The organism is Labedaea rhizosphaerae, from assembly GCF_004362825.1.
In the GTDB taxonomy this organism is placed as follows: domain Bacteria; phylum Actinomycetota; class Actinomycetes; order Mycobacteriales; family Pseudonocardiaceae; genus Labedaea; species Labedaea rhizosphaerae.
On the sequence record NZ_SNXZ01000004.1, the window covers coordinates 528,562 to 543,608 of the forward strand.

Here is a 15,047-nt window from a genome sequence, read left to right on the forward strand (position 1 = left end):
GGTCAGTTCGGCTTCTTGGGGTTGTCCTCGGAGATCTCCGGCGGGTTCATCTTCTCGGCCAGCATCTCCGAGGGCGCCGGCTTCACCGCGGTCGCGGACCGGTGCCCGAAGCCCGTGTACTTCACGTCGTCGCGGTGCGCGATCGCCGCTTCCTCCGGGTAGTGCAGGTCGAATGCGGGGCGCTCGGACCGGATGCGCGGCAGCTCCAGGAAGTTGTGCCGCGGCGGCGGGGTCGTGGTGGCCCACTCGAGCGAGTTGCCGTAGCCCCAGGGGTCGTCCGCGGTGGTGATCTCGCCGTAGCGGTAGCTGCGGAAGACGTTCCAGATGAACGGCAGCGTGGACGCACCGAGGATGTACGCGCCGATCGTCGAGATCGTGTTCAGCGTGGTGAAGCCGTCGCTGGCCAGGTAGTCGGCGTAGCGGCGCGGCATGCCCTCGTTGCCCAGCCAGTGCTGGATGAGGAACGTGCCGTGGAAGCCGATGAACGTGGTCCAGAAGTGCAGCTTGCCCAGCTTCTCGTCCAGGTAGCGGCCGGTGAACTTCGGGAACCAGAAGTAGATGCCGGCGAACGTGGCGAACACGATCGTGCCGTAGAGCACGTAGTGGAAGTGCGCGACCACGAAGTAGGTGTCCGACACGTGGAAGTCGATGGCCGGGGCGGCCAGCAGGATGCCGGTCAGACCACCGAAGAGGAACGTGACCAGGAAGCCGACGCTGAACAGCATCGGCGACTCGAAGGTCAGCTGCCCCTTCCACATCGTGCCGATCCAGTTGAAGAACTTCACGCCGGTCGGCACCGCGATCAGGAAGGTCATGAACGAGAAGAACGGCAGCAGCACGGCGCCGGTCGCGTACATGTGGTGCGCCCACACGGCGACGGACAGGGCCGCGATGGCCAGGGTCGCGTAGACCAGACCGCGGTAGCCGAACAGCGGTTTTCGGCTGAAGACGGGGAAGATCTCGGACACGATGCCGAAGAACGGCAAGGCGACGATGTAGACCTCTGGGTGGCCGAAGAACCAGAACAGGTGCTGCCAGAGGATCACGCCACCGTTGGCCGGGTCGAACACGTGCGCGCCGAGGTGGCGGTCGGCGGCGAGGCCGAGCAGGGCGGCGGTCAGGATCGGGAACGCCAGCAGCACCAGGATCGACGTGATGAAGATGTTCCAGGTGAAGATCGGCATCCGGAACATGGTCATGCCGGGGGCGCGCAGGCAGACCACCGTGGTGATCATGTTCACGCCACCGAGGATGGTGCCGAGACCGGCGACCACGAGGCCCATGATCCAGAGGTCGGCGCCGACGCCCGGCGAGTGGATCTTGTCCGACAGCGGGGTGTAGGCGAACCAGCCGAAGTCGGCGGCGCCACCCGGGGTCAGGAAGCCGGAGATGACGATGATGCCGCCGAACAGGAACAGCCAGTAGGAGAAGGCGTTCAACCGCGGGAAGGCCACGTCCGGCGCGCCGATCTGGATCGGCAGCACCAGGTTGGCGAACCCGAACACGATCGGCGTCGCGTAGAGCAGCAGCATGATCGTGCCGTGCATGGTGAACAGCTGGTTGTACTGCTCCTGCGACAGGAACTGCTGGCCGGGCACCGCGAGCTCGCTGCGGATCAGCATGGCCATCGCGCCGCCGACCATGAAGAACGCGAACGACGTGACGACGTACATCACGCCCAGCTGCTTCGGGTCGGTGGTGCGGAACATGCCGAGCAGGTAGGAACCCTTGCGCGCCGTCCGGGCCGGGTACGGCCTGGTCGCGATCGGCTGCGGGGCTACGGCCGTCACTACTGCCTCCTGCTGTGTTCGTCGGTCACGGCACGCGAACGTGCCGCGAGTCGCGCAACGGATCGTATCCCGCTTGCCCGGGGGTAGCGCGCTTGGGCTGCGGGGTTACGCGGGTCACACCCCGCAATGGGCATGCGGCACGAACCGCCCTGGTGAGAGCATGCGCCGGTGATCGACGAAGCGGTGGGGGCCGCGGTGGCCGTGGCGTCCTCGTACGGCCTGCGTGCCGACCCCGAGGTGCTCAAGGACGGCGCCAACACGCTGGTCCGGCTCGGTCCGGTGGTGGCCCGGGTGGCGACGGAGACGGCACGGGCGCGGGCCGGGGTGCGGGCGTGGATCGAGCGGGACATCCGCGTCGCGCGTCACGTGGCTTCGCGCGGGGTTCGTGCCACCCGGCCCGCTGTCGATCCACCGGCCGGACCGCACTTCCATGCCGGTTTCACCCTGGCGTTCTGGGATTTCGAGCCGCATTCGCCGGACGCGCCGGTCGATCCAGTCGACTTCGCCGTGGAGTTGGCGGCCCTGCACGACGCCATGACCGGCCTCGACCTGTCGGACTGCCGCGGCCCGGCGGGCGACCTCGTGGCGATCCTGCCGGGTCTCGACCTGCCCGACCGGCTCCGCGCGGAGGCTTCGGCGCTGGCGTCGGCGGTGGCGCAGTTCCCGGCTCGGCCCCTGCACGGCGACGCGCACCCGGGGAACGTCCTGGTCACCGGCGCGGGCCTGGTGTGGAACGACTTCGAGGACGCGTGGCAGGGACCGCTGGGCTGGGACCTGGCGTGCCTTCGCCTGACCGGCCGCCTCGACGGCGAGGCGGCCGTACGGGCCTACCCGGGTGCGGTGGACGCGGAGGAACTGGAGGTGTGCACGCGCTTCCGTGAGCTGTACGCGGCGGTGTGGGTGGCGTTCCGCGCCCAGAAGTCGCCGGAGTGGCAACCGGAAGCAACCCGCCGCCTGGCCCGCTGGCTGGATTAACCGGGGACCACGGCGTACTGGCGTAGGACCAGGTCCGTGTAGGTGACCGGGCCGCGTGGGCCGGGGACCCGGTCGATGTTGATGCCGGTCTCGGGCACGCCGAGCAGCTTGAAGCCGTCGAGCAGCCGGGTCGGCGCGTTCCAGAAGACGCCGGTGCCCTCGTAGGCGGCCATGAACTCGTCGGCGGCGGCCTTGTCGTCGGTCACGATGGCCGCGGCCAGACCTGAGGTCTCCTCGTTGGCGAGGCGGGCGGCGTCGGTCGCCCCGAAGGCGGGCGCCACCGTCACCGTGGCCTCGTGGGCGGAGTCCAGCGCCCACTCGTAGCCCAGCGCGTGCGGGTGCGGGGGCAGCGACGCCTCAACCCCGGCCTTCGACAACGCCGCCCGGACGTCGGGCAGCAAGTCGTCGTAGAGCGAGGCGTCCAGCAGCAGCAGGTTGAGACGGTTGCACACGCCCAGGCGGTCGAGGCTCCGGGTGATCAGGTCCAACGCCATCGACCGGTCGGCCGCCGGGTGGACGTACAGCACTCCGCCGCCGTCGGCGTGGGCCAGCGTGCGCACGCCGTGGCGGGCGGCCAGTTCGCCCAGCTCACGGGTGCTGTCCCCGCTGCCTCGCAGGATCACCAACGGCACCAGCCCCGCCTGCTGCACCAACGCCGAGGCCGCCGACCGGTCCGGGGTCGGCACCAGCTGGATCGCCGCCGGGTCGAGATCGGCGCCCGACAGCGCCGGTGCGACCACCGACGTGATCAGCGAGGTCGCCGACCGGAGCGCGGCGCCGCCCGTGCGCAGCACACCCGCGTTGCGCGACTTCACCAGCTGCGAGGCGACGTCCACCGTCACGTTCGGCCGCGCCTCGTAGTTCGCCCCGATCACGCCGACGGGCCGCGAGCGGCGCACGAGGCGCAGGCCACCGTCCAGCGCGCCGACCTCTTCCTCGCGCGACGCGTGCGGGGCCGACGCCAGCAGCCGCAGCTGCTCGGCCATCGCGGTCAGGCGCTCGTCGGTGATCCGCAGCCGGTCGAGCAAGCCGGCGCTCATGCCGGATTCGGTGGCCGCGCGCACGTCTTCGGCGTTGGCCTCGAGCACCTCGGCCCGCGACGAGGTCAGCCGGTCGGCCATCGCGGCGAGCGCCGCGTCGATCGCGGCGGCCGGCGCGTCCGCGAGCGACGGCGCCGCCTGCTTGGCCGCGACGGCGCAGCGGTTCACCAGCTCGGCAACGGAGACCTGCACGGCACGCACCTCTTCGGATCGTCCTGCGAGGTCAGCAAGTTTACGGTGGCCACTGTGACGCCCACGGAACGCCTCAGCGCACTGCTCGCCGACCCACCCGCCGACCCAGGTGGCGAGCGGGGTTACGTCAACCTCCTCGGCGACGCCGTGCAGGCCGGACCGCCCACCGGCGTCACCCAGCGCCTGATGCGCACCACGCTGCTGCCGACGGTCTACGAACGCTATTGGCGCCCCGCGCTGGGCCGGATCGCCAAAGGCCCGTTCGGTCCGTCGATGGCCGGCGAGCACCGGCTGGCGAAGCAGCTGCTGGACCTCGGACCCGGCGACGTCGTGCTCGACGTCGCGTGCGGCACCGGCGGGTTCACCCGGTACTTCGGCGGGGTCGTCGGCGCCGGCGGGCTCAGCATCGGACTGGACGCGTCGACCACGATGCTGGACAAAGCCGTCGCCGCGACCGGAAGAGAGGAACCGGTCGCCTACTTGCGCGCGGACGCGGTGCACCCGCCGCTGCGGGACGGATGCGTCGACGCCGTGTGCTGCTTCGCCGCGCTGCACATGTTCGCCGAGCCCGAGGTGGCGCTCGAGGAGTTCGGGCGCGTGCTCAAATCGGGCGGCCGGATCGCGTTGCTCACCAGCGGCAGGCACGCGTGGCAACCCGCGCGGCTGGTCGACACCGTGCTCGGCGCGGCCAGCGGGCAGCACATGTTCGACCGCGGCGAGGTCGGCGACCTGTTGCGGGGCAAGGGTTTCACCGCCGTCGAGGAACGCTTCGACGGCGTCGTCCAGTTCGTCGGTGCCAGTCGGTGAGTCGGCGCTACCCGGTGAGGCTGTTCAGGCAGCGCTCGGCGAGGGTCAGCCGCACCTGTTCACGTGGCCCGTCCTCGGCGACGGGGCGCACCAGCGACTCGCCGTCGAAGAGGTAGAGCACGCTGAACAGCAGCACTTCGCGGATCTCCTCGTCGAACGCGGCGATGCCGGGCACCAGCATCGCGGCCGCGTAGACGTCGTCGCGGTAGTTCTCGACGATGGGGCGCAGCCGATCACGCAGGCGCTGGTCGGTGCGGGCGGCGACGAGCAATTCCCGCCACACCGCGTTGACCGGGTCGCGGGAGAGGTCGCGAAGCTGGCGCAGCAGGTCGGCCAACGACGTCTGCGCCGGGCTCAGCCCGGCGAACCGGTCGGCGAAGCCGCGGGTCTGCCGGGCCGCGACCTCCGCGGCCGCGGCGACCACGAGGTCGAGCCGCGTGTCGAAGTGCCGGAACATGCCGCCGTGCGAAAGCCCGGCCCGGCCACAGATTTCTTGCACCGACGTGCGGGCGTACCCGACGTCCGCGACCGCTTCGATGGTCGCGTCGACCAATTTCCCGACTGTCGTCTCGCGACGCTCGCGTTGGGTCCGTCTGCCGCTCCGTGGCCGTGGGGTCACTGGACTCCTTCCGATGTGTCCCCTCTACCCCGGTTTCTCGCGCGGCGGTCCCCATGTGTCACGGGTCAAACGAGCAACCAAACTGCTGATACCCCCAAGCAGCCCAAACCAATCAAGCCACACACGAATATCCAAAACAATGCCGGCGCACCGGTGAGCCGGGCCAGCTGGTCGGCGTCGGAATCGCGGGCCCGGCCACGGCGGCGTTTGCGTTGCAGCTCGCCGAGCGGGCGCAGGCCGCCGAGCAACAGCAGCCACGTGATCAGGTAGCCGAAGCCCGCCTGCACCTGGTCGGAGGCGAACCACGAGATGCCGAACAGCACCGCGCCGGCCACGACGAGCAGGAGGATCCCGTAGCCGTTGCGGATCATCACCAGGCTGCCGAGCACGAGCAGCGCGCACACGGTCAGCAGCACCGCGAGCTTGTCGGCGGCCAGCAGCCCGGCGAACAGCAGACCGAGCACCGACGGCGCCGGGTACCCGGCGAACGCCGTCATCACCATGCCCGGCCCGGACGGCTTGCCCCGCGAGAGCGTCAGCCCCGACGTGTCCGAGTGCAGCCGGATGCCCGAGAGGCGTCTCCCGGCCAGCACGGCGGTCAGCGCGTGCCCGGCCTCGTGGACGATCGTGATCACGTTGCGGGCCGGGCGCCACAAGCCGTCGACGAAGACGATGAAGAGCGCGGCCGCGGCCGTGACCAGCACGATCGCCGCGGGCGGCTCGGCCTGGTCGCCGAAGAGCTGGTGCCACAGGTCGGTGTTGGTCGCCGCGAGATGCACCGCGCCATCCTGTCAGCGCGCCCGCAGGCGCAGCGCCAGGCGGGGGCAGAACTTGGTCGCGGTGACCGCGTCGGCGTGCAGTTCGGCGGGAACGTCGACGTCGCCGCCGGTGCGGGCGATCGGGTAGCCCCACGGGTCGGTGGCCAGCAGTTCGGGCAGCAGCTCGGCACACAGGCCGCGGCCGTGGCACGCCGTCCAGTCGATGTGCAGCGTGGTCACCGGGAACACCTCCCGGCCAGGTGGAGCCGCACCTCGTCGCCGAAGACCGTGAGCGTGCTGCGGATCAGCCGCGCCGTGCCGTCCGGGTGGCGGCAGGCGCCGCGCCCGACGACCAGGCCGGTCAGGTGGTCGAGGCGGTGCACGGCGTCCGGCGGGGCCGTCCGGTCGGCCAGGGCGCTGAGCAGGGCGGCGGTGGCCGGGAGCCCGTTGCGGCACGGCCCGCACTGGCCCGCGCTCTCGCCGGCCAGGTAACGCGTGATGGCGGCGGTCTCCACCAGCCCGCACCGCCCTGGGGCCAACGGGTGCAGCACGCCCGCGCCCGGTGCGGCGCCGAACGGCGCCAAAGCGGCCCGGCTCAGGTGCGGGGCCGGGCTGCTGAGCCACGCCCCGTGGTAGCCGCCGACCAGCACCGGGCCGGTCACCAGCTCCGACAACGCGATGCCGATCGGCACCTCGCGCACGGCGCCATGAACAGTCACCAGCATCGTGCCGGGCTCGTCGCGGGTGCCGAGCCCGCGGAACCAGCGGGCGCCGTTGCGGGCGATCTGCGCGACGTGCGCGCACGTCTCGACGTTCTGCACGAGCGTCGCCCGCCCACGCAACCCCGAGTGGACCACCGGCAGCCACTTGTCGGCGGGCCGGGCGGGACGACCGGCGATGGCCGCGAGCACCGCGCTCTCCTCGCCCGCGACGAACCGGTTCGGCGCGGCGACGACCCGCACGGCGACGCGATCCCAGCCGTGGCGCTCGGTCAGCGCGTGCCGCACGGAGGCCATGGCATCCCCCGGCTTGACGTACAGGTAGGCCTCGTCCGCGCCGGTGGCCTCGACCAGCAGCTGCACCCCGTCGAGGACGAGGTGCGGGCAGCGGCGCAGGAGCGTGTCGTCCTTGCGGGAGCCCGGTTCGGTCTCGGCGCCGTTGGCGACGACCACCGCCCGCGCGGCCGTGGCCACCTCGGCCACCTTGCGCCAGGTCGGGAAGCCCGCTCCGCCGCGACCGGTGAGCCCGGCCGACTGCAGCTCGCCGATCATCCGCCCGACCCCGCCTTGCCACGGGATCGGCCCGTGACCGCGGTGGTGCTCGCCGAGGTCCGCCGCCGCGGCGTCGAGCAGCCGGGGCTGGACCCGTGTGTCCATTGTGGTCATCGGGACACCTCCGCGCGCAAGGTCAACCGGTACACCGCCGCGGCCGCGACGGCGACGAAGCACAGCACCGACAACGCCAGCAGCCACGGTGTCGCGGCATCGGTGCCCATGCCCAGGGTGTGCAGCAAGGAGACCGGCCAGGCCGCGTAGCTCACCCAGTGCACGGCCCGCCAGCCACGCACGCCGACGCGCATCCGCAGCAGGCTGGTGACCACGACGGCGAGCAGCAGGTCGAGGCCGAGCGTGCCCAGCCCGAGCCAGAACGGCTCGGCCGTGCCGAGGAACGGCACCAGCACATCGATCAGCTTGAGCTGCGCGTACGGGTCGAGGAGCAGCGTCACCACGTGCCCCACGAGCAGGACCGACGCGATGAGCCCCGAGTTGCGGTGCACGGCCGTGACGGCGAAGCGCGGCAGGGGGCCCAGCGGCTCACCGGAGCGGGCCGCGACACCCAGCGCGACGCTGATCGTCAGCAGCACCAACGCCATCACGCCGGTACCGCGGCCGAGGTACCACAGGGCATCGGTCATCGCGGCCACCCCGCTACGGTGACGACCGTCTTGTCGAGCGCGACGAACCGGGCCGCAAGCCTCATCCGGCGTGGCCCGTCGACGCCGTGGACGAGGGCGGCCGTGGTCGCCGTGTTGGCGTCCACACAGGACTCGGCGACGGCGGAGACGCTGCGCCACACCGGTTTTGCGGGCAGACACGTGCGCGGGTCGAGGATGTGGTGCAGCTGGGCCCGGCCGCGGCGCCACCCGCGGCTGCGGGTGCTCGACGTCGCGATCGCGCGGCCGGCGGGCATGGTGAGCACGCACGACGGGTCGTCGGGCTGATCGCGGACCAGGACCCGCCAGCCGCCTTCCGGCGCGGGACCCGCGGTGGCGATGTCGCCGCCGAGGCTCACCAGGACGCCGGTGTCCAGCACCGCGGCGACGAGCTGGGCCGCGACGTCGGCGGCGTGCGCCTTCGCGGTGGCTCCGAGGTCGAGTTCGACGCCTTCGGGCACGGTCAGCCGGCGACCGGTCAGCCGGACCGACCGCCAACCCGGCGCTTGCCTTACCACCAAAGGGATCGCGAGCCCGTCAACGTCCACAAGCGACAGATCGCGGTCATAGCCGAGGTCACCCAGCGCCCGGCCCATGGTCGGGTCGACGGCGCCGCCCGTGCGCTCCGCGGCGATGAGCGCCACCCGGACCAGTTGCGCGCACACCGGGCTGACCGTGGTCGGCACGCCCGGCACAAGCCGCCGCAACTCGGAGTCCGCCCGGAACCGGCTGGCCGCGCGGTCGACGGCATCGAGGACGTCGCGCACGATCCCGGTCGCGCGTGCCAGCGCCGCGGGTTCGGTCACGACGACCCGCGCCGTCGTGCTCCACACGGGCCACTGGGTGGTGGTAGGGCCGGCGGTGAGAACGACAGCCATCACGAGCCGCCGCTCTGGCCGTGGGCCGGGCCGTTGCCGCCCTCGTCGACCGACAGGCCACCGCCGTTGTCCGATGTGGACGAACTACCGGAGTCGTCAGTCGAACTGGTCGTGGTCGACGTGTCCCCGGCCGTCGCCGCGGCGGGCTGGACCGCGAGCACCACGGCCGTCGTCCCGCCCAGCGCGGCGGCGACCAGGGCACCGGTCACGATGGCCGCGTTGCGTTTTCCGACTTGTCGTGCGTTCATGATCCGTCCTATGTGGTCGGCGGGGCACCGTTGCCGGGGCCACCGTTGAAGCCGCCGCCGTTGCCGCCCGCGCCGTTGCGGCGGGGGAAGGCCCCCGGCTGCTGACCGCCTTCGATCAACGTCGTGGCGGTGGCGGCGTCGCCGTTCTTCTTGGCCACGATGGACACCGTGTCGCCCTTCTCGATGTCGCTGAGCTGGGCGCTCTGCGGTCCGTTGCGCACCACGGTCGACGCGTCGAGCGTGTACGTCTTCGTGTAGCCGTCCTCGCTGGCCGCCGTGAGCGACGTGCTGGTGATGGCGGTGACCTTGCCGGTCTGGGTGAGTTCGGTCAGGTACCCGCCGTTGCCGTCGGACACGACGAACTCGCCGTGCAGCGACTCCTCCATCCCGCGGCCGAAGCCCATGCCGGGTCCGCGTCCCCCGGGACCACCCATGCCGCCCGGTCCCCCGCCCTGCCCGGAGTCGTTGTTGGTGGCCGCGTAGATGGCCGCGCCACCCGCGCCCGCGATGCCGACGGCGATGGCCACCGCGGCGATCGTCTTGCGCCCGGACCAGCGGGCCTTGGCCGCAGGGGGCGGGGCCGCGCCCCAGACCTGGTCCTGCGGCTGCCCGGATCCTTGTCCTTCGGGCGCTGGGGGCTCCGGCGCCGGGCTCCGGTCCTGCTGCTCGGTGGTCATGCGCTCCTCCTGCTGGTGCTTCGGCTGTCGATGACCACGCTCGCCGCGGACCCTGTGTGCCACCTGTGTCCCGGGTTCGGGCTTACTGTGGACGGGCGTTCGCCCTGCTCAGCGCGCTGAAGCGACCCACAGCTGATACACAGGGAACGCAAAGCTTCGCCTTACGCGAGCAGGCGAGCATGGGAGGCATGAGCGCGGTGAGCACACCTTCCAAGTCGGACCTGCGACGACCGAACGGCACCCCGGTGCGGGTCCTGGTGGTCGACGACGAGTCGACGCTGGCCGAGCTCGTGTCGATGGCCCTGCGCTACGAGGGCTGGGAGGTGCGCAGCGCCGGCGACGGGCTGGGCGCGGTGACGGCGGCCCGCGAGTTCCGCCCCGACGCCGTCGTACTGGACGTCGGGCTGCCCGACATCGACGGCCTCGAGGTGCTGCGCCGGATGCGTGCGGAGGCCGCCGAGCTGCCCGTGCTGTTCCTGACCGCGCGCGACGCCGTCGAGGACCGCATCGCCGGGCTCACCGCCGGTGGCGACGACTACGTGACCAAGCCGTTCAGCCTCGAGGAGGTCGTGCTGCGGTTGCGCGGGCTGATGCGGCGCACCGGCGTGACCACGGCGGACGCGGGCAACGAGCTGGTCGTCGGCGACCTCGTGCTCGACGAGGACAGCCACGAGGTGCGCCGCGGGGGCGAGCAGGTGGCGCTGACCGCGACCGAGTTCGAGCTGCTGCGGTTCATGATGCGCAACCCCAAGCGCGTGCTGTCCAAGGCGCAGATCCTCGACCGGGTGTGGAGCTACGACTTCGGCGGCCAGGCCAACATCGTCGAGCTCTACATCTCGTACCTGCGCAAGAAGATCGACGCCGGCCGGGCGCCGATGATCCACACGATGCGAGGCGCCGGGTATGTCCTCAAGCCGGCGGCGTAGGCCCTGGACGCTGCGGACCAAGCTGATCGCCCAGCTGGTGGTCGTGGTCGCCGGCGTCTGCCTGGTGATCGGCGTGGTCACCGTGTTGTCGTTGCGCAGCTTCGTGTTGCAGCAGTTGGACACCCAGCTCGTCGACGCGAGCCACCGTGCGCAGGCGTACGTCGAGGGTGGGGGCTCCGGTGAGCGCGGTCCCCATCCCGGTCCCGATCACCGCCCGCCCCCGGTCGGCGCGCCGGGCACCGGTCCGGGCACGGTCACCGCCCGCATCGTGGACGACGTCGTCTACGACGCGAAGCAGCTGACGCTGCAAGCGGCCGAGCAGCAGGACCTGACGCCTGAGGCCACCGCCGTCCTGACCACGGTCCCGGTCGATGGCCAAGGTCACTCCAAGGACCTGCCGGGGCTCGGGGAGTACCGGCTGATGGCCGTGCCGACCAGGCTCGGCGTGGTGGTCACCGGGTTGCCGATGGTGCTCGCGGAGTCGTTGCAGACCAACCTGTCCTGGGTGCTTTCCGCGGTTGCGTTGACGGGGCTGGTGGCGGCCGCCGGGACCGGGATCCTGATCGTGCGCCGGACGTTGCGCCCGCTCAACCGCGTGGCCGCCACGGCCAGCCGGGTCGCCGAGCTGCCGCTGGACCGTGGTGAGGTGGCGTTGTCCGTGCGCGTGCCGGAGTCCGACACGGACCCGCGCACCGAGGTCGGCCGCGTCGGGGCGGCCCTGAACCGCATGCTCGGCCACATCGGCAATGCCCTGCGTGCCCGCCACGACAGCGAAACGCGGGTGCGCCAGTTCGTCGCCGATGCCAGCCACGAGCTGCGCACCCCGCTGGCGGCGATCCGCGGGTACGCGGAACTGGCCAAGCGCAGCCCCGAGCCGGTGCCGCCCGATGTAGCGCACGCGATCGGCCGCGTGGAATCGGAATCCGCCCGGATGACGACCCTGGTAGATGACCTGCTCCTGTTGGCCCGCCTGGATTCCGGCCGTCCCCTGGAACGACGCGAGGTAGACCTGTCGCGACTGGTCACCGACGTGGTCGGCGACGCGCGAATCGCCGGTCCCGCTCACCACTGGCAGCTGGACTTGCCACCAGACCCGGTAACCGTGGCAGGCGATGACCAGCGTCTCCACCAGGTGCTGGCCAACCTGCTGACCAACGCCCGAACCCACACGCCCGCCGGGACAACCGTGACCACCGCGTTGCGGGTGGACGGTGAAGACGCGGTGCTGTCGGTGGTCGACGACGGCCCAGGCATTCCACCGGAGTTGCAACCGTCGGTGTTCGAACGGTTCGCCCGGGGCGACAGCTCCCGCTCCCGAGCGGCGGGCAGCACCGGCTTGGGCCTAGCCATCGTGGCGGCGGTCGTGGCCGCCCATGACGGGGTGGTGAGCGTGTCCAGCGAGCCCGGACACACTTCCTTCGAGGTCCGGTTGCGCCGGTTCGGTGCGCTGTCCTAGCGCGCGCTTCTCTTGTGGCCCATCAGGGGAGTTTTTGCCGTGCTACCAACGCTTTCAGCTACCTGCGGCCTCTGTGGTCGAGTATGCACGCCCCCACCCAACCCGGGGGGCCGCCCCGGTGCCAGTCTATTGAATTTCAAGCCCCGCAACGGGAAAGAGCCCGATCTGTGGATAGCTGGACGGGTGTGGACAACTCCAGGGGCGGGAGGATTACCGGACGATGCGCGATGGGCTTCCGACCGCGGACTGAGACGACGACGGGGCAGTCGAGGATGCGGCAGTCGAGGCTGGTCGCAGCGGAGCATCGCGACAGATTGCCGGGCCGCGGCCTGCCGTGAGGCGGCAGCCGAGTGCGGCGAAGGCAACGAGGAGACGGTGGCCGCTGCGCACCGCAGCAGCAATCAAGTATCGCGGCAGCAACCAGCGGCGGCACGTCGCGGCGCCGAACTCGGCGTGCCCGACCGCGACACGGCGAAGGCCTTCTACGGCGCCCGAGAGCACCTGAGCGTGCCGGCAACATCGGGTAGCGGTGGCCGTTGAGCATCGCCGCCGCCGCGTATGGCGAGAGCAGCCGAGCATGGCGGCAACCTCGGGTGGCGATGGCCGCCTGGCGTTGTGGCGACAACCGAGCATCTCGGCCGCAGCCGAGCACTACGGCGGCACCGGGTGGCAGCCGAGCGTCGCGACAGGAGCCGAGTAGCGGTGGCGCCGAGCATGGCAGCAACAGCATCAAGGACGGATGCCGAGCGCGGTGGTAGCGGTGCCCGAGGTTAGGCGGCGGCTTGTGCCCACGGTGGTTTGGTGAAGATGGGCAGGCCGCTGTCCATGTGGACTTTCCAACCGGCATGGTGGATCAGGCGATGGTGGAACTGGCACACCAACACCATGTTGTCCAACCTCGTAGGACCGCCATCCGCCCAATGTTGTACGTGGTGGGCGTGACATTGGTTCGGTGTTCGTTCGCATCCCGGGACGGCGCAACCTTTGTCCCGGATGGCCAGGGCTCGGCGCAATCGTTTGTCGGCCAGGCGTTTCGATTCGCCGATATCGATCGGCTGCGAGTTCGTGCCGAGCACGACCGGGATGATCTCGGCGTCGCAAGCGAAACGGCGGGCCTGCTCCGGAGTCATCCACCGGGCGTCGTCGAGAGTCGCCTTGCCGATCGCCGTCTGCAAGGTCTCCAGAGAGACCGTGACCGCGATGTGGGGGCGCTCGCCACCCTCCACCGGAGCCTTACCGGAGTCGGCGGCGAAGCGGATCACCTCCGCCAGCGCATCACCCTGACGCTCAACCAAGGTGCGGTCGTCGCCCGGCTGCGGCGCGGTCAACGAGGACAACAAAGGGCGCAGAACAGCAGCTGTCTCCGCGCCCAACTTGAACCGGCCCTCCAGCGAGCCATCCTCGCGCTCCTGCAAATCCAGGATGTTCTGCGCTTCCACCACGGTGGGATCGTCCGGTTCGTCACCATCCGGGTTCAGAACATCGACCATCCGCTTACCCAGCCGGGCAAGCTGAGCCGGGTTGAACTCCCGGGCCAGCTCGGCCAAGTCAGCTTCGACCTGGTCGGCGTGCTCATCGGGCACCGCCGCGACCGTCTTCGCGATGCGGGTGACGTGCTCGGTAGAGATCACACCCTCGGCCATCGCCGCCCGCGCAGCAGGCAGCTTCGCCGGGATCACCTGCCCGGTGATGCCCACCTTCGGACACAACAGCGAAACCTGAGTCTCCAACTGCTTCGCTTCGCGTCGACCCACGCGTAGCGCGTCCATCAGGAACTGCCACAAATGCAGATACCCGGACTCACGCCAATCAACCCGAGAAATCGAATCCAGGATCGCCAAATCAAGCCGCCGACGTTCGGCGACAAGCGACTGAAGCTCCCCCAGGTCCATAGCCCAATGATACCACAACATACGACCAAACGGCCTAACAGCAAACGGGCTCAACCCGACAAACCAACGCAACCGCAGCTCGGCAACGCAAACCACGAAAGAGCGAACACCAGACCGCCCCCTCAACCTCGTCCGGGCGCCCTTTAGCACGCTGCGGTCAGGGTCAAGGGTCGGCGAAGCCGATCGCGAAGCGACGCCGCAGGCGCCCTTGATGCTGACCGCAGCGTGTTAAACAATTCGACCCGAGGTTGAGAACCCACTAAAACCCGGTTGAGAACCCACACAAGACCTCACAGCTTCTGGTACATGATGTGCAGCCCCACATAACCGTGCACCGGGTGGCGGAAACCCTCGGGCACCGTGGCCAGCACGTCGAAACCCAGTGACTTCCACAACTCGACGGCCCGGGTGTTGGTCGACACCACGGCGTTGAACTGCACCGCGCGGAAGCCTTGCGCGCGCGCCCAGGCCAGCATGTCCGTGCCGAGGGCCCGTCCCACGCCACGCCCGGACGCCGACGGGCTCACCATGAAGCTCGCGCTCGCCACGTGCGCGCCGCCGCCGCCCTTGTTGGGATACATGGACGCGGAGCCGACGACGGCACCGTCCACAACGGCCACCGAGGTGCGCTTCGGCGGCGCGACCATCCACAGTTCCCGGGCCTGCTCCGAAGTCATGTCCCGGTCGTACGAATAGGTTTCACCGGCGGCGACGATCTCGTGGAAGAACGGCCAGATGGCGGCCCAGTCGTCGGCGGTGGCGTCACGGATTTCCACGAGCCGCAGCATGCCACCACACCTCACAGCAGGGACACAGGTTTAGCACACGGCCCACCCAGCGCCCGCCGAGATCGTCG

General features: G+C 70.6%; 17 protein-coding genes. 5 read left to right on the plus strand and 12 right to left on the minus strand.

The features are described 5' to 3' along the window. Positions 1–2: 2 nt before the first annotated feature. Positions 3–1,790 carry an aa3-type cytochrome oxidase subunit I gene (gene ctaD, locus EV186_RS25405; RefSeq protein WP_133851891.1) on the minus strand — a complete coding sequence of 596 codons (1,788 nt, stop codon included), beginning with the start codon at positions 1,788–1,790 and terminating at the stop codon, positions 3–5. A gap of 168 nt (positions 1,791–1,958) precedes the next feature. Between ctaD and EV186_RS25410 the strand changes: the two genes are divergently transcribed. Next, positions 1,959–2,765 (plus strand): phosphotransferase, encoded by an 807-nt coding sequence (locus EV186_RS25410; protein ID WP_133851892.1) that lies wholly within the window; start codon positions 1,959–1,961, stop codon positions 2,763–2,765. Here the strand turns inward: EV186_RS25410 and EV186_RS25415 are convergent. Further along, the gene (locus EV186_RS25415; protein ID WP_133851893.1) at positions 2,762–4,006 is read right to left on the minus strand and encodes an aldehyde dehydrogenase family protein; all 1,245 of its coding nucleotides are present in this window, start codon (positions 4,004–4,006) and stop codon (positions 2,762–2,764) included. The two genes, EV186_RS25410 and EV186_RS25415, sit on opposite strands and share 4 nt — an antisense overlap. Positions 4,007–4,051: 45 nt before the next feature. Here EV186_RS25415 and EV186_RS25420 point away from each other — a divergent pair, with 45 nt between their 5' ends. Then, complete coding sequence (locus EV186_RS25420) at positions 4,052–4,804, plus strand: class I SAM-dependent methyltransferase (RefSeq protein ID WP_208115779.1); 753 nt, start codon at positions 4,052–4,054, stop codon at positions 4,802–4,804. A gap of 7 nt (positions 4,805–4,811) precedes the next feature. Here EV186_RS25420 and EV186_RS25425 read toward each other — a convergent pair whose 3' ends face one another. From EV186_RS25425 to EV186_RS25460, 8 genes are all read right to left on the minus strand, one after another. Then, positions 4,812–5,357 carry a TetR/AcrR family transcriptional regulator gene (locus EV186_RS25425; protein ID WP_166659319.1) on the minus strand — a complete coding sequence of 182 codons (546 nt, stop codon included), beginning with the start codon at positions 5,355–5,357 and terminating at the stop codon, positions 4,812–4,814. Between the two features lie 131 nt (positions 5,358–5,488). Beyond that, positions 5,489–6,202, minus strand: coding sequence for a M50 family metallopeptidase (locus tag EV186_RS25430; RefSeq protein WP_243754264.1), 714 nt, complete (start codon positions 6,200–6,202; stop codon positions 5,489–5,491). Between the two features lie 12 nt (positions 6,203–6,214). Next, on the minus strand, positions 6,215–6,421 hold the full coding sequence (locus EV186_RS25435; RefSeq protein WP_133851896.1) for a ferredoxin: 207 nt from the start codon (positions 6,419–6,421) through the stop codon (positions 6,215–6,217). Beyond that, entirely contained in the window at positions 6,418–7,566 is a 1,149-nt protein-coding gene (locus EV186_RS25440) for an NADH-ubiquinone oxidoreductase-F iron-sulfur binding region domain-containing protein (protein ID WP_133851897.1), read from the minus strand. The genes EV186_RS25435 and EV186_RS25440 overlap by 4 nt, the downstream gene beginning before the upstream one ends. Then, on the minus strand, positions 7,563–8,096 hold the full coding sequence (locus EV186_RS25445) for a ferric reductase-like transmembrane domain-containing protein (protein ID WP_133851898.1): 534 nt from the start codon (positions 8,094–8,096) through the stop codon (positions 7,563–7,565). Before EV186_RS25445 ends, EV186_RS25440 begins: the two co-directional genes overlap by 4 nt. Then, a complete protein-coding gene (locus tag EV186_RS25450) occupies positions 8,093–8,947 on the minus strand; it encodes an FAD:protein FMN transferase (protein WP_243754265.1) in 855 nt (284 codons plus the stop codon). The genes EV186_RS25445 and EV186_RS25450 overlap by 4 nt, the downstream gene beginning before the upstream one ends. Positions 8,948–8,991: 44 nt before the next feature. Further along, positions 8,992–9,240 carry a hypothetical protein gene (locus EV186_RS25455; RefSeq protein WP_133851900.1) on the minus strand — a complete coding sequence of 83 codons (249 nt, stop codon included), beginning with the start codon at positions 9,238–9,240 and terminating at the stop codon, positions 8,992–8,994. A gap of 8 nt (positions 9,241–9,248) precedes the next feature. Beyond that, on the minus strand, positions 9,249–9,917 hold the full coding sequence (locus EV186_RS25460; RefSeq protein ID WP_133851901.1) for a hypothetical protein: 669 nt from the start codon (positions 9,915–9,917) through the stop codon (positions 9,249–9,251). Between the two features lie 179 nt (positions 9,918–10,096). Here EV186_RS25460 and EV186_RS25465 point away from each other — a divergent pair, with 179 nt between their 5' ends. From EV186_RS25465 to EV186_RS40565, 3 genes are all read left to right on the plus strand, one after another. Then, positions 10,097–10,843: a response regulator transcription factor gene (locus tag EV186_RS25465; protein ID WP_424983341.1), complete on the plus strand. Its 747-nt coding sequence runs from the start codon at positions 10,097–10,099 to the stop codon at positions 10,841–10,843. Continuing rightward, positions 10,821–12,299: a sensor histidine kinase gene (locus EV186_RS25470; RefSeq protein ID WP_133851903.1), complete on the plus strand. Its 1,479-nt coding sequence runs from the start codon at positions 10,821–10,823 to the stop codon at positions 12,297–12,299. Before EV186_RS25465 ends, EV186_RS25470 begins: the two co-directional genes overlap by 23 nt. A gap of 577 nt (positions 12,300–12,876) precedes the next feature. Beyond that, entirely contained in the window at positions 12,877–12,999 is a 123-nt protein-coding gene (locus EV186_RS40565) for a hypothetical protein (protein WP_279538322.1), read from the plus strand. Positions 13,000–13,069: 70 nt separating this feature from the next. Here the strand turns inward: EV186_RS40565 and EV186_RS25475 are convergent, their stop codons facing one another. Both EV186_RS25475 and EV186_RS25480 read right to left on the minus strand, forming a co-directional pair. Next, entirely contained in the window at positions 13,070–14,191 is a 1,122-nt protein-coding gene (locus EV186_RS25475; protein ID WP_166659320.1) for an HNH endonuclease signature motif containing protein, read from the minus strand. 290 nt (positions 14,192–14,481) lie between these two features. After that, complete coding sequence (locus EV186_RS25480) at positions 14,482–14,979, minus strand: GNAT family N-acetyltransferase (RefSeq protein ID WP_133851905.1); 498 nt, start codon at positions 14,977–14,979, stop codon at positions 14,482–14,484. Positions 14,980–15,047: the final 68 nt, after the last annotated feature.

Bases quoted from the DNA above. Each gene is read 5' to 3' on its own strand.
- EV186_RS25480 (WP_133851905.1), bottom strand. From the start codon at position 14,979: ATGCTGCGGCTCGTGGAAATCCGTGACGCCACCGCCGACGACTGGGCC.
- EV186_RS25440 (WP_133851897.1), bottom strand. From the start codon at position 7,566: ATGACCACAATGGACACACGGGTCCAGCCCCGGCTGCTCGACGCCGCG.
- EV186_RS25460 (WP_133851901.1), bottom strand. From the start codon at position 9,917: ATGACCACCGAGCAGCAGGACCGGAGCCCGGCGCCGGAGCCCCCAGCG.
- EV186_RS25475 (WP_166659320.1), bottom strand. From the start codon at position 14,191: ATGGACCTGGGGGAGCTTCAGTCGCTTGTCGCCGAACGTCGGCGGCTT.
- EV186_RS25445 (WP_133851898.1), bottom strand. From the start codon at position 8,096: ATGACCGATGCCCTGTGGTACCTCGGCCGCGGTACCGGCGTGATGGCG.
- EV186_RS25470 (WP_133851903.1), top strand. From the start codon at position 10,821: ATGTCCTCAAGCCGGCGGCGTAGGCCCTGGACGCTGCGGACCAAGCTG.
- EV186_RS40565 (WP_279538322.1), top strand. From the start codon at position 12,877: ATGGCGGCAACCTCGGGTGGCGATGGCCGCCTGGCGTTGTGGCGACAA.
- EV186_RS25455 (WP_133851900.1), bottom strand. From the start codon at position 9,240: ATGAACGCACGACAAGTCGGAAAACGCAACGCGGCCATCGTGACCGGT.
- EV186_RS25465 (WP_424983341.1), top strand. From the start codon at position 10,097: ATGGGAGGCATGAGCGCGGTGAGCACACCTTCCAAGTCGGACCTGCGA.